This window comes from Gramella sp. MT6 (assembly GCF_019357415.1).
In the GTDB taxonomy this organism is placed as follows: domain Bacteria; phylum Bacteroidota; class Bacteroidia; order Flavobacteriales; family Flavobacteriaceae; genus Christiangramia.
Genome location: NZ_CP048410.1, coordinates 874,587 through 899,568, shown reverse-complemented (window position 1 = coordinate 899,568; position 24,982 = coordinate 874,587). Strand labels below are relative to the sequence as shown.

General features: G+C 39.9%; 14 protein-coding genes. 11 read left to right on the top strand and 3 right to left on the bottom strand.

Annotation, left to right across the window (positions count from 1 at the left end; genetic code table 11):
* Positions 1–9 precede the first annotated feature (9 nt).
* Entirely contained in the window at positions 10–3,627 is a 3,618-nt protein-coding gene (locus tag G3I01_RS04105) for an outer membrane protein assembly factor (protein ID WP_219551322.1), read from the bottom strand.
* 216 nt (positions 3,628–3,843) lie between these two features.
* Between G3I01_RS04105 and G3I01_RS04100 the strand changes: the two genes are divergently transcribed.
* From G3I01_RS04100 to G3I01_RS04060, 9 genes are all read left to right on the top strand, one after another.
* Positions 3,844–6,630: a triple tyrosine motif-containing protein gene (locus G3I01_RS04100; protein WP_219551320.1), complete on the top strand. Its 2,787-nt coding sequence runs from the start codon at positions 3,844–3,846 to the stop codon at positions 6,628–6,630.
* A 239-nt stretch (positions 6,631–6,869) separates the two neighbouring features.
* On the top strand, positions 6,870–9,899 hold the full coding sequence (locus G3I01_RS04095; RefSeq protein WP_219551318.1) for a TonB-dependent receptor: 3,030 nt from the start codon (positions 6,870–6,872) through the stop codon (positions 9,897–9,899).
* 53 nt (positions 9,900–9,952) lie between these two features.
* A complete protein-coding gene (locus tag G3I01_RS04090; protein ID WP_257710850.1) occupies positions 9,953–11,392 on the top strand; it encodes a RagB/SusD family nutrient uptake outer membrane protein in 1,440 nt (479 codons plus the stop codon).
* 11 nt (positions 11,393–11,403) lie between these two features.
* The gene (locus G3I01_RS04085) at positions 11,404–13,452 is read left to right on the top strand and encodes a hypothetical protein (RefSeq protein WP_219551314.1); all 2,049 of its coding nucleotides are present in this window, start codon (positions 11,404–11,406) and stop codon (positions 13,450–13,452) included.
* Positions 13,453–13,472: 20 nt separating this feature from the next.
* Positions 13,473–15,089 carry a family 16 glycosylhydrolase gene (locus G3I01_RS04080; protein WP_219551312.1) on the top strand — a complete coding sequence of 539 codons (1,617 nt, stop codon included), beginning with the start codon at positions 13,473–13,475 and terminating at the stop codon, positions 15,087–15,089.
* A 143-nt stretch (positions 15,090–15,232) separates the two neighbouring features.
* Positions 15,233–16,099 (top strand): glycoside hydrolase family 16 protein, encoded by an 867-nt coding sequence (locus G3I01_RS04075; protein ID WP_219551310.1) that lies wholly within the window; start codon positions 15,233–15,235, stop codon positions 16,097–16,099.
* A gap of 148 nt (positions 16,100–16,247) precedes the next feature.
* Positions 16,248–18,524: a beta-glucosidase BglX gene (bglX, locus tag G3I01_RS04070; RefSeq protein ID WP_219551308.1), complete on the top strand. Its 2,277-nt coding sequence runs from the start codon at positions 16,248–16,250 to the stop codon at positions 18,522–18,524.
* Positions 18,524–19,309, top strand: a complete 786-nt coding sequence (locus G3I01_RS04065) for a glycoside hydrolase family 16 protein (protein ID WP_219551306.1) — start codon at positions 18,524–18,526, stop codon at positions 19,307–19,309. Before bglX ends, G3I01_RS04065 begins: the two co-directional genes overlap by 1 nt.
* Positions 19,310–19,481: 172 nt before the next feature.
* Positions 19,482–20,171, top strand: a complete 690-nt coding sequence (locus G3I01_RS04060; protein WP_219551304.1) for a hypothetical protein — start codon at positions 19,482–19,484, stop codon at positions 20,169–20,171.
* 15 nt (positions 20,172–20,186) lie between these two features.
* Here G3I01_RS04060 and G3I01_RS04055 read toward each other — a convergent pair whose 3' ends face one another.
* Positions 20,187–20,636: a nucleoside deaminase gene (locus G3I01_RS04055; protein WP_219551302.1), complete on the bottom strand. Its 450-nt coding sequence runs from the start codon at positions 20,634–20,636 to the stop codon at positions 20,187–20,189.
* A gap of 91 nt (positions 20,637–20,727) precedes the next feature.
* Here G3I01_RS04055 and G3I01_RS04050 point away from each other — a divergent pair, with 91 nt between their 5' ends.
* Both G3I01_RS04050 and G3I01_RS04045 read left to right on the top strand, forming a co-directional pair.
* Positions 20,728–22,497 (top strand): 1-deoxy-D-xylulose-5-phosphate synthase, encoded by a 1,770-nt coding sequence (locus G3I01_RS04050; RefSeq protein WP_219551300.1) that lies wholly within the window; start codon positions 20,728–20,730, stop codon positions 22,495–22,497.
* Positions 22,498–22,537: 40 nt separating this feature from the next.
* Complete coding sequence (locus G3I01_RS04045) at positions 22,538–23,545, top strand: DUF3078 domain-containing protein (RefSeq protein ID WP_219551298.1); 1,008 nt, start codon at positions 22,538–22,540, stop codon at positions 23,543–23,545.
* A 2-nt stretch (positions 23,546–23,547) separates the two neighbouring features.
* On the opposite strand, the gene dgt is transcribed toward G3I01_RS04045, so the two are convergent.
* The gene (gene dgt / locus G3I01_RS04040) at positions 23,548–24,894 is read right to left on the bottom strand and encodes a dGTP triphosphohydrolase (protein WP_219551296.1); all 1,347 of its coding nucleotides are present in this window, start codon (positions 24,892–24,894) and stop codon (positions 23,548–23,550) included.
* Between the last annotated feature and the right edge of the window lie 88 nt (positions 24,895–24,982).

Genomic DNA, 24,982 nt, shown 5'->3' with positions numbered 1-24,982 from the left:
ATTTTCTGTTTAGAAGTCGAAGTTAAAGGTGAAGTTTACCCTTCCCCCTTCGTCACCAACATAATATCCAATATTTCCTGTAAATGCCTTGAAAGCATTGATAAAAATTGAACCACCATAATTGGTATGCCATTCATTACTATTATCATCGTCTACCCATACACGACCATAATCGAATCCAAGACTTGCGCCAATTCTAAATGGAACAAAGTTGGTTCTGAACTGAGTGATTCCGCTTCTTAAATCAAGGTTCTGATAGAAAGCATATTTACCATTAAAACGATCATTTCTGTAACCTCTCAGGCTGTTCATGTTTCCGCCACCCAGCGTTGCTCCATGGTAAAATTCATAATTATCTCCAATGATTGCTTCACCCCCAATTTTGGTGGCGATTACAGCAAAACCGCTTTCGTGTAAAGGATAGTCCATAGAAAGCATAGGCCTAACGTAGGCGAACTCATTATTATGTTCGTCAATATTCGTTTTGTACCCTGCAGTAACATCTAGTTCTACTCCTCTTGAAGGGAAAGCGGCACGATCCTTATTTTCATAATTGAAAATAACGTCTCCACCAGCATAAACCTGGCTGTTATATATGGTGTTTGCTCTAGTGAACCTGTTGGATACGAAAAGATCCTGATCAAAACCAACCTCGATAGATTCTATTAAAGGTTTGATGGTAAAAGTAGTCCCGGTTGTATTCCTGTAAATTAAAGATGGTGCAAATCTCCATTGCTGCATTTTTACCCTGTTGAAGCTATTAGCAACATCATCAGGATCATATTCGGTATCATTACCAATTCCGAAGAAGTTCATCGTGTAATTAGGACTGGAATAATAAGCATTAAGACCAAAATTCCAGTTGTAGAATATATGAGCAAATTCAGCGGTATAATCGGCTTCAAATCCCTTCGTTCTGAAAAAATAGTTTAAAAGCAGAGTTTGCCTCGTGGTAAACGGATTTCGAACTAACCCATAGGTCGTATAAACATTCTTTACACCAAATTTAAAACCAACATCTGAGTTGAAATCGGCGCTAGGGAATAGGTTAAATTGATCAATCTTCTTTTTCTTGGGATCATAATTGTTGATGTCATAAGAATCTACAAGCATTTTATTCGCACCAGGTGTTTTGATGGTGCTTTTCTTACTCTTAAAGTCGTAAAGCTTGGCATTTCTTGTATTTTGAAAGTCATAAATATCATTTTCCTCTCCACCAATTACCTTAACCGATAATGGTTTTGATCCGCTCCCAACGATCTTGAATTCATCATTTCCGTCTAATCCATAGATCCAAACCTCATTTGTCTCATGAGAATCATAGGTTTTTTCTGCTACTACCTTTCCATCTTCATTCATTAATTCCACTGTGGTAATTCCATCTGGTTTTCTGGTGATAAGAAACTTATCATCCTCTTCGGTCCCAGTGAACATATCGAATTTGGTGAGGTGTTTATAATAATCTCTGGCAATATCTTCCAGATTTCCTCGACGGGCCTTCATGATCTCTTTGATCTCATCTACATAAGGATCATTGGCAATACCTTCTGGCAAAACCCCAAAAGCTTCCTGTATCACTTCATCAGTAATATTATTCTGGATATAATCTACCTGCTGTTTCCAGTCTTCCCAATCGGCATTTCTAATAAAGGCCTTATCTAATGGATATCCTGCTATATTGAACCATTTTGGTCTTTTTACATCTTCACTATACTGTTCCATAGCTCTAAAGTCTGGAAAGCCTAATCTTAAAAGCGAAAGGATGAATCCATCGGTTTTAGAAAATACCTGGTCTCTATCCTTAGCGATAGGTAAATATCGTTTTTTATCACCTTCTTCCTCAAATTCTGCCCATTCATACTGGCCTTCGTGACGGTCCCAATCGCCCAAAAGCATATCCAGCAATCTGGCCCTAATGAACATATCTTCATCTACATATCCATCTTTGTCTTCTCTCATCTCCAGGTAAAGATCTGAAGTGTTCAAAATATCATCTGCATTATCAAAGATCTCCAGGTCTTTATTTTCTCCACCTATGTGAGCTTCGAACATATATAATTCGTCTCCATATTCTTGATTGTGGACTCCTAGAGCTTCTTGTTTCGGAACATAATAGAGGTCTGAATTAGGATGATAAATACCTAATTCATCCATAAATCTTCCTGCCGGAAACGTTCCATAAGGGAAGGCCGTAGTGTAAAAGTCCTGCACATATCTTTCGGCAACAGTATTTTCAAGATAATCTTCAACATAATGCGTGGTCACCACTGTGGTTTGTAAGAATTGAAGGGCGCTTTTCCTTAGGGCTCTCATTGTGTATTCATGACCATCATCATCTACAAAACCAAGGGATCTTGACTGGTGACCACCACCTGCACCAAGTACTTTTAAATTACCAGGGAGTGTGTCAAGGTAAAGTACCGGAAATTCGAATTTTCTGCTGTATAAAGGACGATAATGCTCTCCCCATAGAGCTTTATATAGTCCATCTTTATCCGTTTCTTCTTCGGTATACACTGAAGTGACTTTGGTCTTGCCTATTCTTTCTTCGGGCCAGTAAACTTCGTCAAGACTTGGTCGCTCGCGGGAAATTTGCCTGGTAAGGATCTGTTCTGAGCCTGAAGGATCAACTTCATAAAATTCTACCTTAGAGCTACCATTTTCATTGATATTCATTTTGGCATATCCCAGTTCATAAGCTGCAAAGTCACCATGATCCTCTTCAGGTTTTGCTTTTTTAGGTTTTTGGGTAACCCCGGTGATTACCTGTTCTATCCCATCATCCTGAACATACTGCAGATTCCTGTCTTTTCCCGAAAGGAAGATAACATCGTTATACTGGCTGGCAAGAGTTTCAAGAGTTCCCATCAATTCTTTAAGCTGAGGGTTCCTTCTGGTTTGTTCACCCAGGCCTATCATTTTCTCAAAAAAGGTAAGTCTGGTATTGGTCAACACAGGATGATATACTGCTACCAGAACCGTTTTTTTCTGGTAATCCTCAAGTTCATCGTTAAAAGCCTCACGGAACTGTGCACGGGTCTTGATCTCACATTTATTGTTGATATATGGGTGTTTATCCCAGTCTTCCAGATACCACTGCGAATCTATCATGATAAGCTGTACTTTGTCATTCAGGCTTTCGCTTTCTATAGGGCAACCGTCATTAGGCCAGAATTTTGCCCGGGAATTATCCTGTAAAAAAGATTCCAGGTCATCAATATTATCTGGAGCGTCTTTTTTCCATTCGTTCTTGCCGGGAGTAAAAATGATATTTCCCTTAAAGTCCTTGATATGATCTAAAAGATTTTCTGTTAAATACTTTTCTACGGCGTCACGGCCTTTGTCCTTATTGGGATAACCCTTTTTCGGGACTAAGTTCCCGATGATCACAAGACTAGAAGAATCTTCTTTTTTTGAAGCCTCAACGATAGTGGAAAGTAATTTCTTGTTAGCCTCGTCGCTTCTTATTCCGGTATTGGAAGTAATATAAACCGAATGAGTTACTTCTTTACTTTCCTCCTGATCATTCTGCCCAAATACGGCACAAACAGTTAACAGGAAGAAAAGACTGAAAAGACTTGTTTTTGAAGGCAATATAGATTTTTGTAGTAGGATACTATGGCTCATATAAGCTTAGGTTGTTTGATTGAATTTAGTAGCCAGTATCTTGCTGGATACTTAACTCCCAAAAAAATTCATAATTCTTAGGTTGTCATAAGTCTTTATAATACTTTAACATCCAAGCCTAAAAATTTTACTAATAAAGTTGCTATCTAATTTAGAGATAAATTTTCTTGTTAAGCCTGTGATAGTTAACTTTCGAAACATAATTACAATTTCCTCTTGAGTAAAAAACTCGTTTTAGTACTATTCGTTTTTACAGTGTATGGTGTCCTGGCCCAGGAATTACCACCTGTAGTCAATTATGGCCCTAGTCAGTATTCTGCGGGAAATCAGAACTGGATGATAGACCAGGCAGAAAATAAGAATCTATATTTCGCTAATAGTACTGGCTTGCTTGAATATAATGGAGAGAAATGGAATTTATATCCTGTTCCCAACAACACTATTGTTAGATCTTTAAAAGTAGTAGGTGATCGTATTTACACCGGGGCTTACATGGAAGCGGGATACTGGGAAAAGAATGAATTCGGATCCCTGGAATATACCAGCCTGGTGGGTAAATTCAATGGAGCAATAGGAGAAGGTGAACAATTCTGGGATATAGAATTTATCGATGAACTTGTTATTTTCAGAAGTTTTGGAGGAGTTTATTTCTATAATCCTCAACAGGATTCGATCACTAAAATGCCAAATCCCCTGGGAAAACCGGTATCTGGGATCTTTAAGGTTGAAAAAGAACTTTATTTCCAATTGGTTGGTGAGGGGCTTTATGTAATTAGGAATGGTAGCCCGGTAGAGGTTATACCATATGAAAAGCTTGGGGATACGGCTATTATGCATATTTATAATGAGGCTGGAGTTCTTTCATTCATATCTGGTAAAACCGAATTTTATAAATGGCAGGACCAGGACCTAAGGAAGGAGGTTAAACCGGTTAATACTCAAATAGGTTATCCTAATATCCTTGATGCTATAAATTTACCCTCTGGGGATATAGTTCTAGGTACGGTGGGTAATGGCGTCGTAAAAATAGATTCAAAAGGAAATATTGTAAATGCTTTCAACCAGCAGAACATTCTTCTGAATAATACCGTTCTGGATCTTTTTATGGATAAAGATCAAAATCTTTGGGCAGGTCTGGATTATGGAATAAGCAGTATAGACCTAAAATCTTCATTTAAATCATTTCAGGATAATCGTGGAGAAATAGGATCTGTGTATGCTTCATATGAGGAGGAAGGCACGCTTTACCTGGGGACAAACCAGGGTTTATATGTGCGAAATAAAGGCGGGAATAAATTCAATTTAATTGAAGGTACCAACGGGCAGGTGTGGTTCGTAGATAAGGTTGCCGGAGATATTTTATGTGGTCAGGATAGCGGTACTTTTTTGATTAACGGAGATAAGGCTACTAAAATCTGTGACAGGCTTGGAACCTGGACCGTGAAGGAGTTTAATGAAGATATATTGATACAGGGGCATTATAATGGTATAAGTTTTCTTCGGAAGAATGGAAATGAACTTGAACCGTTACCCATGTTGGAGGATTTTCCGCATTCATCAAAATTTATCGAAATAGATGGGGAACAGAACGTCTGGATTAGCAATGAGCATAAAGGAGTTTATAAAATGCTCCTTGAAGAGCCATTTCAAAAAGTAACTACTATCAAGAATTATAAATTCCCGGGAGAGTCGGGAATTACCTCGAGTTTATTTCAATTTAATGACAGTTTATATTATAGCTCGAAAGAAAAGATATATCAGTATAGCAGCACAGAAGATTCGTTTATTGAAGAAAATTCTCTTAATACCCTAATTTCAGACTTGAACCGGGTATCGGGAAAAATGATAAGTGAAGAGGATCAGAGCAAACTATGGGGTTTTGCGCAAGAAGGTATATTTTCTATTCAGAATTCAATTCTTAGCAAAGACTATTCTCTTGAATTTGTTTTTATAGATCAGGATTTCAGGAATATCGCGGTGGGCTATGAGAATATTTCAAACTTTGGGGATGAAGAATATTTATTGGGGATTGCCAATGGTTATTTAAAATTTAGCGATCCCGGGGAGATTGTTCTGCAGGCCTCTGTTAACCTTGATAAGATCGAAGTGAGCGCTCTTGATTCTCCCGCTAATAGCATACAACTTGATGAAGCCGGCAGCTTCGATTTCAAAAATAATAATATCTCCTTTAATTATTCGGCGCCGGTACATGATAAATACCTGGATGCCAAGTACAGTTATCGCCTTATAGGTTTAAGTCCAAACTGGAGTTCCTGGAGTGGTAGTCCAGAAGTCAATTTCAAGAATCTCGATTTCGGAAACTATACTTTTGAGGTCAAAGCAAAAGTAGGTGACACGGTAACCGAAAGCGTTAGCTATCAATTTAAAATTCAACGTCCTTATTACTTTAGTATCCCTGCTATAATAGGTTACTTCATTGTTTTTCTGCTAATATTATATCTTATTCACTTACTTAATAAGCGACATCATCGCAAGAACCTCGCAGAGAATGAGAGAGCCCTTAAAATGAGAAACCTTGAGGCAGAGCAGGAGATCATAAAATTAAGGAATGAAAAACTGGAGCAGGATATGGCCAACAAGAACAGGGAGCTGGCGGTGTCTACCATGAGCCTTATTAAAAAGAACGAGTTTTTAACCAGCATAAAAGATGAACTGAAAAAGTCTGAAAGTTCATCTAAGGTGAAATCGGTAATTAATACCATAGATAAAGATATTAGTGAAGAAGATAACTGGAAATTCTTCAAAAAAGCATTTAGTAACGCTGATAAAGACTTTTTCAAAAAGATAAAAGCCGTTCATCCTGAGCTTACTTCTAATGACCTTAAGTTGTGCGCTTATTTAAGGTTGAATCTCTCCTCAAAAGAAATAGCGCCGCTATTAAATATTTCTGTAAAAAGTGTAGAAATTAAACGATATCGTTTGCGTAAAAAGATGGATTTAGACCGTGAGACCAATCTTACCGAGTATATTCTGGATCTTTAAACTTTACAACTCCCTAAAATAACTCTACATTACCTCTACATTGTCCTATTATTCTGATATTCAATGAAAACGTTTGCGTATTAAAAATCCTTATAAAGCCGCATTAAGATTGCGGATTAAATAAAAACAGGTGAAAAAAATTGCGGATTTCTCAGTTGTAGATTTTTTGTAAAGGTTGTTAATCTATTTTCTTAATGTGATGTTAATATATTGAGGTATCAATTTTAATAAATAATCACATGAGGAAATTTACCTGTCTTTTGATTGTATTTCTAAGCGGGTTTTTTGGGGCTTATGCGCAATCCTTTTCGGTTAGCGGATTAGTATCTGATGAAAACAACATGCCTTTATTGGGAGTTAATGTAATAGTAAAAGGAGAATCGCGTGGAACTACCACAGATTTTGACGGAAACTATACGATAGAAAATGTCTCCCCTGGAGATATACTTCAATTTAGTTATGTTGGTTTCGAAGCCCAGGAAATCACTGTTAACGATCAACGAACCATTAATGTAGTATTGCAAACCGATTCTGAAGCCCTTGAAGAAGTGGTGGTAATTGGATATGGTACTCAGCAAAGGAAAGATGTTACCGGTGCAGTATCGGTAGTAGACAATCAAACTCTTGACGAACTTCAACCTATAAAGGTGGAGCAGGCACTTCAGGGAACTGCTGCCGGGGTTAATGTAACTCCACAATCTGGTGCTCCTGGGGCAGATATTAACATTAATATTCGTGGTATCGCTTCGAACAGCGTTAATGGCCCATTAGTATTGATAGATGGATATCAGGGCGATCTTAATACTTTGAACCCAAATGATATTCAATCTATTTCGATCCTTAAGGATGCCCAGGCTGCTATTTATGGTGTGGCTGGTGCGAACGGTGTAGTTTTGGTAACAACCAAAACAGGTAAAAAGAATACCGCTCCTAAAGTTACCTACCAGACATATTATGGTATACAGGAGGCTTCAAGAGAGATCCCTGTTCTAAATGCAACTGAATATGCATTGCTTTTAAATGAAAGTTATGCTAACGGTGGTCAGCAAATACCTTATCCAAATGTTAGCGGGCTAGGGGAAGGAACAGATTTCCAGAGTGCGGTTTTCAAACAGGCACCTATTTCAAACCATAATTTAAGTCTTACCGGTGGTGGCGAAAGAGTTACTTATTCTGTAGGAGGTTCTAACTTGGATCAGGAAGGGATCGTTGGTGGTGATAAATCCGGATTCAAACGTAATACGGCCAGAGTTAGTTTAGGTGTGGATATCAACGACTATTTTGATGTACAGTTGAATGCAACCTATACCAACATTGCCAGAAAATCTATTAATGAAAACGGTCTTGGTTCAGTATTATTTAATGCTTTGAACTTTGCTCCTACTTTTGGTGTAAATGACCAGGATCTTGCAGGTAGACTGGGGAATGAGATCATCAACCCACTTTCGCAAATAGAAAATACTTATAACGATTATAACCTTGACAAGCTAAACGGAAACTTTAGCCTTGATTTCACACCTATCGAGGAATTGGTGTTCACTTCAAGAATCGGTTATAACCTTTCAAAGAGTGACTCAAAAACCTTTAATCCTGAAATAGGAGCTGACGTTTATGGTCCAGGGAAGGTTTTCAACAACCCAAGAAGTACTGTAAATCAAAATAGAATTAACGATAATTCTTATACTTATGACCTTTTCGGTACTTATGAGGATAGATACAATGAAGATCATCACGTAACCTTTACCGGTGGTATGACTGTTATTAGACAGTGGGGTGATGGCTTGTATGCTACTGGGTATGATGTGCCAAATAATTCATATGAATTTGCAGATATCAGCCTTACTACAGGAACTAATGACGGGCTTAACAACAGCTCTTACGTATATGACATTAGAAAACTATCATTCTTTGGTAGACTTCAATATGACTTCAAAGGGAAGTACCTGGTATCGGGAATGCTAAGAAGGGATGCTTCTACAAGATTTAATCCAGATAACCGTGTAGGTTATTTCCCATCAGCTACTGCAGGTTGGATCATCTCTGAAGAGAACTGGTTCGATTCAGACACCTTCAACTTTCTGAAGTTAAGAGGTAGTTATGGTATTCTTGGTAACGATGAGGCAGGTGGTGCAGAGTTCTACCGTTCTGCACTTACGGGAGAGGCAACTTATGTTCTAAATGGCCAGTTGGTAAATGGAACTGCACCTGGTAGAATCGCTAATCCTGATTCTGGATGGGAAGAAGCAGAAAAGATCAACATTGGTCTTGACCTTAGGTTACTTCAGAACAAAATTGATATCACCGCAGATATATTCAGAGAAGAAAGAAAAGATCTTCTGGTTGCAGGAATCCCTGTTTCAGGAATTTTTGGTGGTGCAGCTCCGGGAGCTGGAGCTCCAACGATCAACGCTGGTACTACCAGAAACCAGGGTGCTGAATTTGCGATTAATTACAAAGAGAATTTCTCTGATGATGTTCGTCTGAATGTATCTTACAACTTTACTTATCTTGAAAATGAGGTGACTGAAGTTAACGGAACAGACTTTTTACCAGGAGGTGCTTTTGGAGTTGGACAGCCTCAACCTGCAAGAATGGAAGAAGGTTTCCCAATTGGTTACTTCTACGGATATAAAACAGATGGAATCTTCCAGAATCAGTCTGAAGTAGATGCACATCCTGCTCAAAACGCACTTGGTGCTCCAGCTCAGCCAGGAGATATCAGATACGTAGATATTAACGGTGATGGGGTGATCAATACAGATGACCGTACTAATATTGGAGATCCGATCCCTGATTTTACAATGGGATTAAATCTTAATTTTACAGTTAAGAACTTTGACTTCACTGCTTATACCTATGCATCTTTAGGTAACGAAATGGTTAGAAACTATGAAAGAAATCAGCCAAACGTTAACAGACACGCATATTACCTTGAGCGTTGGAGAGGAGAAGGAACAAGTAATGAGGTTCCAAGATTAACTACTGCAGCAACCTCAAACGGAGTATTTTCAGACTTCTACGTAGAAGACGCTTCTTACGTGCGTATTCAAAATGCTCAAATTGGGTATTCATTGCCAGCAGACTTCTTAGATAGAGTTGGTATTGATAAACTTAGAGTATATGTGGCAGGAAACAACTTATATACGTTTACAGACTATAAAGGATTTGACCCTTCAGCTTCTACAGGAGAAGCAATTGGTGGAGGAATAGATTACGGTTTCTACCCGGTTCCAAGAACTTATATGTTTGGTGTAAACCTTAACTTCTAAAATATTGTAATATGAATATAAAGAATTCAATATTAAAAAAGATATACTTCTTCATGGGGTTCGTTATGCTAGTAGGGTGTACCGAAGAGTTCCTAGATGAAACCGAAGAGTATGTTATAGATTCAGAAAATTATTTTAATTCTGAACAGGAATATTATAATGCCCTGATTGGAGCTTATGATATTTTGCAATCAACTTATGTGAATGTTATCCTTGGAGAAATTGCTTCAGATAACACTCTAAGTGGTGGTGAGAGTGCTACAGACGTAATTGGCTGGCAGCAGGTAGACGAAATGACCCATACCGAAGTTAACGATAATCTTGATGATGTTTGGGACTGGAATTTCGCTGGTGTTCAAAGAGCCAACTACATTCTTGAATTTAAGGATAAGACCGAATTTGAAGGTAAGGACAGGATAATTGCTGAAGCGAGATTCCTTAGAGCTTATTTCACTTTTGAACTGGTAAAATGGTTTGGTCCTATTCCGTTGAACGGAGACCAGCGTTTTCAGCTTGGTGATGAGCAAAGTATTCCTAGAGCTCCTGTGAGCGAGGTTTATGCCCAGATCGAATCAGATCTTCAGTTTGCCATAGACAACCTTGATTACACAGCTCCTCAAGTTGGTAGAGCTACCAAAGGTTCTGCACAGGCTTTATTAGGAAAAGCATACCTATATCAGGAAAAATTTCAGCAGGCGGCAGATGTGCTAACAAATCTTATCGACAGTGGTGAATATCACCTTTACGGAACTGTGGGAGATGAGGAGTATACTAACCTTTTCGAGCAGGTTGGAGAAAATAGTCCGGAATCTGTTTTCGAAGTTCAATATACTGGAGAAGAAGGAGCAGGATTTGATTGTCTTCAGTGTAGTGAAGGGAACGTTGCTGTAGGATTTCAGGGTATCAGAAACTATACCGGGCCTGTTTTTGAGTCAGGATTTAGTTTTAACGTACCTGTAGAGGAAGTTTATAACCTTTTTGATGAAAACGATATAAGAAGAGATTATTCTATTCTTGATATCGAAGCATGGGCTGAAGAGACCGGTGCCACTTATGTTGAAGGATACAAACACACGGGGTATTTCAACCGTAAATACCTTCCAAGACAAAATGATAACGTTGGAGATGCCAACTTAACTCAGCCAAATAATTACCGTGCAATTAGATATGCCGATGTATTGTTAATGGCTGCGGAAGCACTTAGTAGAGGAGGGATCAACGATCAGCTTGCACTGGAATATCTTAACGATGTTCGCAATCGTGCCGGATTAGACGATCTAAACGTAACTGGAGCAGCACTTACTGATGCGATCTTTGCTGAAAGAAGGCTGGAACTAGTTGGGGAAGGTCATAGATTCTTCGACCTGGTTAGAACCGGAAGAGCAGCAGCTGCGATAGACGGATTTACTCCTAATAAGAACGAACTTTTTCCAATACCACTTGAAGAGATTGAATTCTCTCAAGGAAACTGGGAACAAAATCCTGGATACTAAAAAAAAGAACTATGAAGAACTTATTTAAACATGTCTTTTTCATTGCCTTAAGCGTCCTGATTTTTGGATGTGAAAGCGATGATGACCAAATGGTAGACCTAAGTGACCTGGCGGCACCTTCTAATCTTGGTGCCAGCTTTAAGATCACTCAGGATAATAGCGGTTTGGTAACGGTTACCCCAAAGGGTGAAAGTGCCAATACATTTGCGGTAGATTTTGGGGATGGCTCAGAGCCGGCAACCGGAATCAAACCAGGTGAATCTGTAGATCATATCTTTGCTGAAGGTGATTACCAGGTTGGAGTTACCGGGACTAACCTTAACGGGGAAAGTGCTGAAGGAACTCAGGACCTAACGGTTTCTTTCAGAGAGCCTGAAGGACTTGAAGTAACCATTGCTAAAGCAGCAGATGATAATTATACCATTAATGTTTCGGCAGCTGCGCAGTACGCAGCCATGTTCGAAGTGTATTTTGGTGATGCGGAAGATGAAGAGCCTACCCCTTTAATGATTGGAGAAACGGTTTCTCATACTTACGAAAGTGTAGGAGATTACGATGTGAGAGTAGTTGCTTTAAGTGGAGGTGCAGCCTCTGCAGAACGAACTCAGACGGTAGAGATCAGAGATCCATTATTCCTGCCGATCGATTTTGAATCACCGACTAAGAATTATTCTTTCTATAATTTTGGTGGTGCAGATGGTGCAGTAGATCCTGTGATCGATAATCCAGATCCGTCAGGAATTAATACAAGTGATAAAGTTGCAGCTTATACTAAACCGGTAGGTTCAGAAGTTTGGGCAGGTACAACTATCAACCTTGATCAGAATATTGACTTTTCATCTCAGAGGTATATCAGTGTAGATGTATGGTCTCCACAAGCGGGAATTCCGGTGATTTTCAAGATAGAGAATGTAAACGATGCAAATATTTTTGTTGAGTCTACGGTTAATACTACGGTAAGTAACCAATGGGAAACTCTTACTTTCGATATGAGTGCCGCAGACCTTTCTTTAGACTATGCTAAGATTGTTCTGTTCTTTAATTTCGGAGCCCCTGGAAATGGAGAAACTTATTATTTCGATAATATCCAGCAAACTACTCTGGATCCAATAAAGCTACCTTTAACTTTCGAATCTGAGAACATTACCTATAACTGGGGTGGTTTCGGTGGAGCTTCAGGAGCGGTAATTGAGAATCCAGATATGTCTGGGATTAACACTAGCTCAAGAGTGACTTCTTTGAGTAAATCTAATGGATCTGAAGTTTGGGCAGGAATTTCCCTGAACCTTGAAGAGCCAGTTGAATACTCCAATGGAACCACTGTAAAAATGAAAGTTTGGTCTCCAAGAGCCGGAACTCCAATCCTTTTCAAAATGGAAAAGTCAGATTCTGAGCCCGATGCAAATGGAAACCCATCAGTTGTTGTGGAAGTTTCGCAAAATACGACTGTAGCAGGGGAATGGGAAGAATTAAGCTTTGATTTAACCAGTTTCGATGCTTTTGATACCTCCATAGACTACGATAGAGTAATTGTATTTTATGATTTTAATAATGCTGGTCAGGGAGAGGATTTCTATTTCGATGATATTAAAATTGGAGAAACTCAATATATCTCTCTTTTCAGTGAATTAGGAGAGGATGTGACTGTAGATACCTGGAGAACAGTCTGGTCTGCTTCAGATTATGAAGAAGTAGAATTCGACGGTAGACTAACCAAACATTATTTCAATCTTGATTTTGTAGGTATAGAAACTGTTGCAGAACAGGTAGATGCAAGTGAAATGACGCATTTCCATACTGATGTTTGGATTGAGAATGGTACTACTTTCAGAGTTAAGCTTGTAGATGTAGGAACAGATGGTAGCTTTGATGGAGGAGATACTACTGAAGATGAAGTGGTGTTCGAAAACCTTCCTCAGGGAGAATGGGTGAGTTTGGATATTCCTTTATCAGATTTCCCAAATCTTACTAACAGAACGAACATTGCACAATACATTTATTCTGGTTTACCAGCAGGGGAAGTGAATGTTTATCTGGACAATATTTATTTCCATAACTAGAAGAATTAAAAAGAAATAAAATGAAAAATATATTTTTAAAATTAACATTTGTAATGGCTCTTTGCGCAGGATTATTCTCCTGTGCAGAGGAGGATTACGATATTGGGGAAATCTCTTCTCCAACAAATCTTCAGGTAGATGCCGCTGTGGTTGGACAATCTGGAGAGATGCCTAATGGTGATGGTAGTGGGCAGGTTACCTTCAATGCTACTGCAGATGGAGCCATGACCTATAAATACGTTTTCGAGAACGGAAGTTCAGCTACTACATCTAGTGGGATTTATACACACCAGTTTTCTGAAACGGGTACTAAAACCTACACGGTGAACGTAATAGCTTATGGCCCGGGTGGTACGGCTACTTCGATGATCGTAGACGTGGAAGTTCTTGTAACCTATGAGCCACCTAAGGAGCTAATTGATAAATTAGTAGGTGATGGTTCTAAAGAATGGAGAATTAAGGCAGAAGTGCCTGGACACTTTGGTCTTGGACCGGTTGGAGGAGTTGTTCCAGTAGAATGGTACAGTGCCGGAGCGAATGAAAAAGCAAATGCCGGAATGTATGATGACAGGTATATCTTCAATGAAGATGGAACATTTACTCATATTACCAATGGAACTGTTTTTGGCCGAGCTGGTCTCATAGATCAATTAGGTGGAAGCGGCGGAACTGTTGAAGGTGCTGACGTTTTAAATCTGGAATTCGGAGATTATACTGAGAACTGGTCTATTTCTGCTCCAGGTGGAAATGAAACGATCAATCTTACCGGAATAGGTTTTATTGGATATTATATTGGTGGTGATCACCAGTATCAGATCTTTGACCGTTCTGGAACTAATGATATGATTCTGAAATCTACCGATGGTAACGGTGAATTCGACTGGTGGTTCATAATCACTTCTGCAGAAGAAGGTGCTGGTGGTGAAGAACCAGAAGAATTCCAAACCGAATTTGAAGATCTTCTATGGTCAGATGAATTTGATGGTGATGCTCTGGATACTGATAACTGGAACTACGAAATAGGAAATGGAACTAATGGTTGGGGAAATGGTGAAGTTCAGTACTATACTGAAGATAACGTAACCGTTCAGGATGGAAATCTTGTGATCACTGCTAAGCGTGAATCTGAAAGCGGATTTGAATTTACATCGGGTAGAATCACAACTCAGGATAAATTTGAATTTACTTACGGTCGAGTTGAAGCCAGGGCGAAAATGCCTGAAGGTGGAGGAACCTGGCCGGCGATCTGGATGCTCGGGGCTAACTTCGATGAAGTAGGATGGCCTGAGACCGGTGAGATTGACATTATGGAGTGGGTTGGAAACAATCCTGGAGAAACTTCTTCTGCATTGCATTTTCCTGGAAATTCCGGAGGTAATGCGGTGGTAGGAAGAACTCCTATTTCAAATGCTTCTACAGAGTTCCATACTTACACAGTAGAGTGGACTTCTGAAAATATCACACTGCTACTGGACGGTGAAGTATTTTTTACTTTCACCAACGAAGCTTCCCTGCCATTCGATAAGGATTTCTTCCTTATTATGAATGTAGCTATGGGTGGCGGTCTTGGAGGCGAAATCGATGCAAACTTCCAGGAATCTTCTATGGAAGTGGACTACGTAAGAGTTTACCAATAGATTGTTTGTTTAGGCTTTAAATTCCCGGAGTATCTTCTAGAGCTCCGGGATTTATTCTTATCATCATAAAATTTTCTGGTTTTTAAATGGCCCTTGGAGGCGCAGGTTTTTCATGATGATTATTCTTTTTTAAAATAATGTATATGAAGCACTTATTTTTAAAAACCTTCCTCGCGCTAGGTATTATTTTCAGCGGAAATCTATTTGCTCAGGACTCACCTGCAAAAACCGTAAGCGACACCCTTTTCTTTGATGACTTCTCCGGAAGTTCACTCGATAGGGAAAAGTGGAATGTTGTTGGAACAGACTTTTGGGTAAATAACGAGCAACAGGTTTATGTGGATTCCACTGCAACGATTTTCAATGTAAAAGGTGATAATGCTAAAGGAGCCGAAAATGCGCTGGTACTTAAGGCTCATTACAGCCCCAACTATATAAAATACCGCGGAAATGATTTCGATTTCATCTCGGGAAGGATAAATACCCGGGACAAGGTGATGTTCACCTACGGTACAGCTATGGCCAGGATGAAACTTCCTGAAGGTTCCGGCTTTTGGCCCGCATTCTGGGCACTTGGCGGAGGCGATTGGCCCGATACCGGAGAGATCGATATTATGGAATATGTGGGAGAGACAGACTGGATAGGAGTTGCCCTGCACGGCCCGGGATATTCCGGAGAGACTCCGCTGGTTAACAAATACTTCTATCCTGAAGGTGAAGATGTGACCGACTGGCATGTGTATTCTGTAGACTGGACACCGGAGGCACTTAATTTTAAGGTTGATGGCAGATTGATCTATCGGGTTACAAAACCTATGGTAGAGCATTACGGGGAATGGAAATTTGACAATCCAAAATACCTTATTCTCAATCTAGCTTTAGGGGGTGCATACCCTTATAAAACTAATGGAGTTGAAGAACCATATAACGGACTCCCAGCATCTACGGTAGAGCTTATAAAACAAGGAAAAGCAGAAGTTCTTATTGACTGGGTTTTAATAAAAAAGTAAAAGTAGAATTGAATAACCAGGTGTTTCCTAATAAGCCCATTTTTTAGAATTGCCGGTTATTACTAAGGATTCTAAGTTCGACTGGTAGAATTCCTATCTAAAATAACGATGGAGAAAACATTTTCCTCCATAATCTAATTTTAAGATCATGAAAAAATATTTCATAATTATCTCGTCCCTTTTTTTTGGGACCATAGGTGGATATTCCCAAAATTCAGGCATTAAAAGCTCTGTTCAGGATGTAGAGACCAAAGTTGATTCAGTTTTAAATCTAATGACCTTAGAGGAAAAAGTTGGTCAGATGATACAATATAACGGAAGTTGGGACCTTACAGGACCTGCTTCTGAAGTTGGAAATAAAGAAAAGGAAGATAGACTTAAGAAAGGCCTCGTAGGGTCCATGTTGAATGTACTTTCGGTTGAGGCGACTGAAAAGGCTCAGCGATTGAACATGGAAAACTCCAGGATCAAGATCCCTTTGATCTTTGGTTATGATGTGATCCATGGTTATAAAACTATTTTCCCGGTACCATTGGGTGAAACAGCCAGTTGGGATGTTGAGGCGGCAGAGGAATCTGCCAGGATCGCTGCTCTTGAATCTGTTGCTGAAGGAGTGAACTGGACATTTTCACCTATGATAGATATTTCCAGGGATGCACGCTGGGGTAGGATCATGGAAGGATCTGGTGAAGATCCATATTTAACCTCCAGGATCGCAGTTGCCAAGATAAATGGCTACCAGGGAGAAGATCTTGCCGATCCTAAAACTATTGCGGCTACTGCCAAGCATTTTGCGGGATATGGACTAGCCGAAGCCGGTAGGGATTATAATGCTGTTAATATAGGGAAAAATGAATTACATAATGTGGTGCTGCCTCCATTCAAAGCCGCTGCAGATGCCGGCGTAGCAACCTTTATGAACTCATTCAATACTATAGATGGTATTCCGGCAACCGGGAGTGAAAGATTACAGAGAGAGATCCTGAAAGGAGACTGGGACTGGCAGGGATTCGTTGTTTCAGACTGGGGTTCAATTACAGAAATGATTCCACATGGCTTTGCCCGGGATAAAGTTCATGCTGCCGAAATAGCTGTAACAGCTGGTAGTGATATGGACATGGAAGGAGGAGCTTATGAAGCTGGTCTCGAAAAACTTGTAGCAGAAGGTAAAATAGATGAGTCCCTTATAGACGAAGCGGTAAAAAGAATTCTTCACGTGAAGTTCAAGATGGGGCTTTTTGAAGATCCTTATAAATACATGGATGCAGGTCTTAAGGAAAATGTTCCTTACGAGGAGCATAGAAAAACTGCCCGTGATATTGCTAAAAAATCCATAGTTCTTCTAAAGAATGAGAATGATCTTTTACCTATAAGATCTTCTGTGAAAAAGATCGCTGTAATTGGTCCTTTAGCCGATGATAAAGATACACCTATAGGAAACTGGAGAGCTCAGGGAGAAACCAATTCTGCAGTTTCAGTATTGGAAGGATTAAAAAATACAGATCTTAAATCTGAAATTACTTATGCAAAAGGAGTGACCCTTGGTGAGGGCGAACGTAGTTTCCTGATGCCTTTGAAGATCAATAAAACAGACCGGTCTGGAATTCCAGATGCCGTGGCAAAGGCTAAAGATGCAGAACTTGTGGTAATGGTTCTTGGTGAAGACGCTTTTCAATCTGGCGAAGGACGCAGCCAGGCTAATATTGGCCTTGCGGGACTTCAGTTAGAGCTTTTGAAGGAAGTTCAAAAAGTTAATAAGAATATAGTTCTTGTTTTAATGAACGGCAGGCCAATTGAAATTACCTGGGCTTCAGAAAATATTCCAGCTATCGTTGAAGCATGGCAGTTGGGTACAGAGAGCGGTAACGCTATTGCCGATGTTCTTTTAGGAAAGTATAATCCATCCGGAAAATTGCCGGTATCTTTCCCTAGAGCAGTTGGGCAGGAACCTTTGTATTATAATAGAATGAACACGGGTAGACCATCAAACGATCAGCATGTCACCTATTCTCATTATACAGATATCACCAATGGCCCATTGTATCCTTTTGGATTTGGTCTTAGTTATACCACTTTTGAATATGGAGACCTGCAATTGTCTTCTTCAGAACTTGGTAAGGGCGGTTCTGTGACCTTAAGTGTTCCAGTAACTAATACAGGTGAGGTAAAAGGTAAGGAAGTGGTTCAGTTATATCTACATGACCTTGTTGCCAGTGTAGCCAGACCGGTTAAGGAACTTAAGGGTTTTGAGATGGTTGAACTGGCTCCGGGTGAGACAAAAACCATTGATTTTACCATTGATGAAGAAATGCTTAAATTTTATACCGCTTCAGAAGAGTGGAAAGCAGAAGAAGGGGAGTTTGAGTTGATGGTAGGAGGAAACTCTGAAGATCTGCAAAGCATTAAAATAAAGTATAATAATTAATGAAACGATATCAAGAATTATTAGTCACCGGTAGTTTTTTAATTGGCGCCTTGTTCACAGGTCAATCTCAGGAAAAGGTCATTTTTCATGAGGACTTTAATGGTGATAGTCTGGACATGAGTGTCTGGAATTATGAAGAAGGAGACGGTTGCCCTAACCTATGTGGTTGGGGTAACAATGAAGAGCAGATTTATAACAGGGAATATGTAGAAGTAAAGGATGGCAATCTTGTTATTACTGCCTTGAAAAAGGATGGTGAATATTATTCAGGAAAGATCAATTCAAAGGATAATGTAGAGTTCACTTATGGCGTCATTGAGGTTAGGGCGAAATTAGCCACCACCAAAGGGCTCTGGCCTGCGATCTGGATGTTAGGTTCAGACATTTCGGAAGTGGGTTGGCCAGCCAGCGGAGAGATCGATATCCTTGAATATATTGGTAGAGAACCGGGAAAGGTCTTTACTTCCCTACATACACCGGCGAGTCATGGAAATACCATTAATACCAAAAAAACAAAAATCGAGAATATAGAAGAAGGTTATCATACCTATAAGGCGATCTGGACAGAAGAATATATAGAGTTCTTTGTGGACGGGAATTCGCTTTATAAGTTCGTTCCAAAGAAGTATGATGAACAACACTATCCTTTTAAAAAGGACTTCTATTTTCTTATAAATGTTGCTGTAGGCGGCAATCTGGGAGGAGCCGAGATCAATGATGAAGCTCTGCCAGATAAGTTTTATATCGATTATATAAAAGTTACCGAATTGCCAGAAGGCATTTAAAATCTTTCATAAGCGGAACCTTTACATTTACTTTGTTAGCTAAATTATTGTGGATGATTAGCTAAGGTTTCGCTTTTTTCTTCAGTTTACGCGGTTTACTCACCAGAATTTCACTTTCTGAATTTACATAAAACATTGAAAATGTGTATATTACATATCTAAATCTAATGATATGAAGTTACACTACCTAAGATCAACCGTAGCCCTAATTTTTATTTTCATCTTCACATCCTGTGGTACAACTTATATTTATTATAAAAAGGATAGTAAGGTAAAATCTGCCTTTGCCAACAAGGGCAATCCGCCAGACCGTGTACAAACCACTAATGTAGATATTAGTATTGGTAACTGGCGCCTGGATGCCTTATCTGCATCTCCAGACGCAGCTTATCTCGCCCTGGGAATGGCAGATATCAATAATCCAACCAGCAACAGTAATGGAAAACTGGAGGTTTATAGTAGTTTTGGTAAAACTTTGAAATATACTTTCAATGATGCAGATCTTAAAAGTATGATCGAAGGCCAGTCTGATATCGATTACCCAAGTTCGGTCTATGCCTTTCACCCTTTTAACCTGGGCTATGAGAATGACACTATTCTCATTGCACATATTCAGCCCTGGAATAGTTCAGATCTTATTCCGCAAGATGTGGAACTTAAAATAGACCTTAATACAGGTGAAGCTATAGGAGTATCGTTCTTTCCAAGAACCAACAGGCCGGCAATGCCACAGCATCCTTCAAAAAACAGGTACAATTTTGAGGTAATTAATGGCGAAATGCATGTAAATGGTAATAAATTAAATGGAATGCCAACAGGTTTGGATCCTGATTTACATGATGAGGTTACCCTTAAAAATTAATTTTATTGGAAGTTTTCAATTCAAATTACGTCGCTCAATAAAGAACCTTTTTAACAAAGAAGAAGCTTCTTCCTGAAGGATTCCGGTTTTAACCTTTGTCTTTGGGTGCAGCTGTACTCCGAATTTTCGGTAGCCGCGTTGTGGATCCTCTGCAGCGAATACGATTTTAGAGATCTGGCTCCAGTATAGCGCTCCCGCACACATCTGGCAGGGCTCAAGGGTAATGTACATCGTGCAGTTCTGAAGATATTTCCCTCCAAGGAAATTGGCGGCGGCTGTGATCGCCTGCATTTCAGCGTGTGCGGTCACATCATTAAGGGTTTCAGTAAGATTGTGCCCGCGAGCAATGATCTTATCGTTGATCACCACGACCACTCCAACAGGGATTTCACCTTTTTCATAGGCACATTCGGCTTCTTCCAGAGCCTTTTTCATAAAATATTCATCGTTGAAAGGCGATAGCATATTCTTTTTTTTCCCGAAAGATAGAAATTTTGAACCTTCAATCTCGACCTTCTGTTCACAATTCAGTTTGCTTAATGTAACTTTGCGGCGTATGGCCGAAATCCTAAATAAGATAAACACACCTGAAGACCTCCGAAAACTTAAAGAAACTGAGTTGACTCAGCTTGCTCAGGAACTTCGCAGGTTCATTATAGATATTGTTGCGACCAAAGAAGGGCACCTTGGAGCCAGTCTTGGAGTGGTAGAACTTACTATTGCCCTGCATTATATTTTTCATACTCCTGAAGATCTCCTGGTTTGGGACGTTGGTCATCAGGCATACGGCCATAAGATACTTACCGGCAGACGCGAAATTTTTGATACTAACCGCCAACTGAATGGTTTAAGCGGATTTCCGAAAAGAGAGGAAAGCGAATATGATACTTTTGGAGTGGGTCATTCCTCCACCTCAATTTCAGCAGCACTGGGAATGGCTATAGCTTCCAATCTCAAAGGAGAAACCGAAAAACAGCATATAGCGGTCATAGGTGATGCGTCTATCGCAAGTGGGATGGCTTTTGAAGGTTTAAATCATGCGGGAGTCACCAAGGCGAATCTTTTGGTAATTCTAAATGACAATGCCATTGGGATAGATCCTAGCGTAGGTGCGTTGAAGGAATATCTAACCAAAGCACGCGTAGGTCATAAGCCGGCCAGTAGTAATATTATTGAAGCCCTTAATTTTAAATATTTTGGACCGGTAGACGGTCATGACCTGCCAGGCCTTTTAAAGGTGCTCAAAGAGATGAAGGCTATAAAAGGACCCAAGTTCCTGCATGTGATCACAAAGAAGGGGAAAGGGCTTAAAAAGGCCGAAGAGGACCAGGTGAAATACCATGCTCCTGGAAAGTTTGAACCTGATACCGGCGAATTGCTAAAATATGATACCGATGGGCTGCCCTTAAAATATCAGGATGTTTTTGGACTAAGCCTTGTGGAGCTTGCAGAGAAGAATGAAAAGATCATAGGGATCACCCCTGCGATGCCTACAGGAAGTTCCTTAAAATATATGATGGAAGTATTTCCTGAAAGAGCCTTTGATGTTGGCATCGCTGAACAACATGCCGTTACCTTATCCGCCGGAATGGCGACCCAGGGTTTCACGGTGTTTTGCGCGATCTATTCTACCTTTTTGCAGAGAGCTTATGATCAGCTTATTCACGATGTGGCCTTGCAGAATTTACCGGTAGTTTTTTGCCTGGACCGGGCCGGATTGGTTGGAGAAGATGGGGCTACTCATCATGGTGTCTTTGATATTGCCTATGCCCGGGCAATTCCGAATCTTATGATCGCTGCTCCGAGAAATGAAGTTGAACTTAGAAACTTACTTTATACTGCACAAATAGGCCTGGATTCTCCTTTGATCATTAGATATCCTAGGGGGCGTGGTGTTTTAAAAGAGTGGAAACTTCCTTTTGAAAGGGTTCAAATAGGAAAAGGAGAGTGTTTGAAGGAAGGTGATGAGATTGCTGTACTAAGTATAGGAAATATGGCAGCGAATGCAGAAGCTGCTATAGAGAAGATGGGTAATCCTGAAAATATCGCGCATTACGATATGAAATTTGTAAAACCCCTGGACGAGAAATTAATGCGATCGATCCTTAAAAATTACTCAAAAATTCTAACGGTAGAGGACGGAGTGAAAAAAGGAGGCTTCGGAAGTGAAATTTTAGAATTTGCCGCAAGTATAGATTTTAAAGGGCATATCGAGGTTTTAGGAGTGCCAGATGAATTTATTGAGCAAGGAAGTGTGTCTCAATTACAAGAAATTTCCGGAATTCACGTTGAAGGAATAAGGCAAAAGCTCAAATCTATGAGCTGATTTTTTTATTTTTGCAATTCCGAAATCTTGTGTTAGTTAAATGAAGTTCCAGACCCTACTTATCTTATTCTGCATTACATCGATAAAATCTTTTGCTTCTGATTTTAAACATCTTGCGGCAAGAGATACCACAGCAACCGATACTACTGCCACAACCGCTAAGGACACGACGAATACAGATTCCATGTTGATCTACTGGACAGAGAAGAACACCTTTGGGGTTAATCTTAGTGAGGTAGCTTTTGTGAATTGGAATTCGGGTGGTAATAATTCTGTATCGGCATTATTCTATGCGAATTTTCAGCGGAATTTCGAGAAGGATTATACTATGTGGAAGAATTCAGCTTCTCTTAGGTATGGAATTAACGCACAGGAAGGCCGTGAAATAAGAAAGACAGAAGACGAATTAAGGATAAATTCCTCCTTTGGCTTTAGACAGGACAGTACCTCAAATTGGTTCTATTCAGGTAAATTCAGTTTTAACTCACAGTTTTCAAACGGATATAAATATCCCGATACCGAAGTGGCGATCTCAAGATTCATGGCTCCAGGTTATACCTTTCTGGGAGGAGGAACAGAATATTCAGACCCGGTGCAGGATCTAACGGTATATCTATCACCGGTAACTTTCAAATCTACTTTTGTGCTGGATCAAAGACTGGCGAATGAGGGAATGTTCGGGGTAGAACCGGCAGTTACAGATGAGCTTGGCAACATTCTCCGGGAAGGGGAGAATGTAAGAACAGAATTCGGGTTCCTGGTTACCAGCGGCTATAGTAAAGAGGTCTGGGAAAATATAGATCTTAATAATCAACTAAGCCTGTATTCAGATTACCTTAATAAATTCGGAAACATCGATGTAGACTGGCAGTTGGCGGTCAACATGAAGGTGAACGAATTTGTGAAAGCCAATGTAGGAACACATATTGTCTATGATGATGATGTAAAGTTTAAGGAAGATACCAATGGTGATGGTAAACTTGAAACTTCAGGTCCGCGTGTTCAGCTAAAACAAATGCTAGGAGTAGGCGTTGTCTACGAGTTCTGAACTTATAAACTTTGTCCCTTATATTTCTTAAAAGAAGCAACGGTCATTCCATCGGTTAATGAAGCCGTATAGGAACAAATTCCTATCAGTTTTTCATAAACAGAATCGCTGTCCTGTAATGGGTTTAGCTCCGGTACCGATTTCAACACCAGTTTAGTGAAATTTGAATTTTCATCATCACCTTCAGGTAACAGCGCCCTGGTATAAATATCCAGTAGGTAGGAAAGCATCCTGTAACCCGCGATCTCCTTGCTTATCACTTCCTCGCTCTGATAGATCTTTTCAATACTTATCTTAATGATATCCTTGATTTGCGCCTCGTAGTGGCTCATATCGAATAAAGACTCATGGAATTCGCCATTAAGGATCGCCTCTTCATTTTTAATAAATATGTCTGCTGCTTCTACGATAAGCGTATTTATGGCCAGGGAGCGCAAATATGCTAACCTGTCTGCTGTGCTTTTTAGCTGGTTATATTTGGAAGTATTGATATTGTCCTTTACCAGTTTGATGAGGTATTCCAAAGCATAATCTTCATCGATTAGACCAAGGTTGATGCCGTCTTCAAAATCGATGATGGTATAACAAATATCATCTGCAGCTTCAACCAGAAATGCTAACGGGTGCCTGGAATAACCAATATCCTTTCCTTCGCGTGTCTTTTTCAGGCCAAGTTCTTCAGCTACTTCCTCGAAAATGGTTCTTTCACTTTGGAAAAACCCGAATTTCTTGTCTTCAATTTTTCTTGACGGTTTATGCGGAAGCGATTCTTTAGGATATTTGGTAAAGGCTCCAAGAGTTGAATAAGATAGCCTGAGACCACCGGTGATCCCCGGACGGTTCTGGGTAAGTATTTTAAAGCCGTTGGCGTTACCTTCGAACTTTACCAGGTCCTGGAATTCTTTATCTGAAAGTTGATCCTTAAATCGTTTTCCCTTTCCATGGCTGAAGTATTCGCCAATCGCCTTTTCTCCAGAATGCCCGAACGGTGGGTTCCCAATATCATGTGCCAGTGCCGCTGCGGCTACAATGGCGCCGAAATCGTTCATCTGGTAACCAAAAGTGTCTTTAAGATGCGGATGTTTTTCTATAAGTTTCTGTCCGGCCAGTCTACCTAGAGAACGCCCAACTACCGAAACTTCCAGGCTATGGGTAAGCCTGGTATGTACAAAATCTGTTTTTGAAAGTGGGATGACCTGGGTCTTGTCCTGTAAACTTCTGAATGCCGAAGAAAAAATGATCCTGTCATAATCTACTTCAAAACCAAGCCTTGTTTCGTTCTGTTCTTTTCTTAATCTTTTATGCGTGTCCCCAAAACGTTTGAGAGATAGAAGTTGTTCCCAGTTCATTGTAAATTTTTCAGTATAAGAATTGGCTGTTCAGGGCCCGAATTTAATAAAAAAGAAGTTCTAATTGGCTTTGCAGGACTTTCAAAAA

Excerpts from the sequence above, each read along its gene's own strand:
- G3I01_RS04105 (WP_219551322.1), bottom strand. The coding sequence starts at position 3,627 with ATGAGCCATAGTATCCTACTACAAAAATCTATATTGCCTTCAAAAACA.
- G3I01_RS04095 (WP_219551318.1), top strand. The coding sequence starts at position 6,870 with ATGAGGAAATTTACCTGTCTTTTGATTGTATTTCTAAGCGGGTTTTTT.
- G3I01_RS04090 (WP_257710850.1), top strand. The coding sequence starts at position 9,953 with ATGGGGTTCGTTATGCTAGTAGGGTGTACCGAAGAGTTCCTAGATGAA.
- G3I01_RS04085 (WP_219551314.1), top strand. The coding sequence starts at position 11,404 with ATGAAGAACTTATTTAAACATGTCTTTTTCATTGCCTTAAGCGTCCTG.
- G3I01_RS04080 (WP_219551312.1), top strand. The coding sequence starts at position 13,473 with ATGAAAAATATATTTTTAAAATTAACATTTGTAATGGCTCTTTGCGCA.
- G3I01_RS04075 (WP_219551310.1), top strand. The coding sequence starts at position 15,233 with ATGAAGCACTTATTTTTAAAAACCTTCCTCGCGCTAGGTATTATTTTC.
- bglX (WP_219551308.1), top strand. The coding sequence starts at position 16,248 with ATGAAAAAATATTTCATAATTATCTCGTCCCTTTTTTTTGGGACCATA.
- G3I01_RS04065 (WP_219551306.1), top strand. The coding sequence starts at position 18,524 with ATGAAACGATATCAAGAATTATTAGTCACCGGTAGTTTTTTAATTGGC.
- G3I01_RS04060 (WP_219551304.1), top strand. The coding sequence starts at position 19,482 with ATGAAGTTACACTACCTAAGATCAACCGTAGCCCTAATTTTTATTTTC.
- G3I01_RS04055 (WP_219551302.1), bottom strand. The coding sequence starts at position 20,636 with ATGCTATCGCCTTTCAACGATGAATATTTTATGAAAAAGGCTCTGGAA.
- G3I01_RS04050 (WP_219551300.1), top strand. The coding sequence starts at position 20,728 with ATGGCCGAAATCCTAAATAAGATAAACACACCTGAAGACCTCCGAAAA.
- G3I01_RS04045 (WP_219551298.1), top strand. The coding sequence starts at position 22,538 with ATGAAGTTCCAGACCCTACTTATCTTATTCTGCATTACATCGATAAAA.
- dgt (WP_219551296.1), bottom strand. The coding sequence starts at position 24,894 with ATGAACTGGGAACAACTTCTATCTCTCAAACGTTTTGGGGACACGCAT.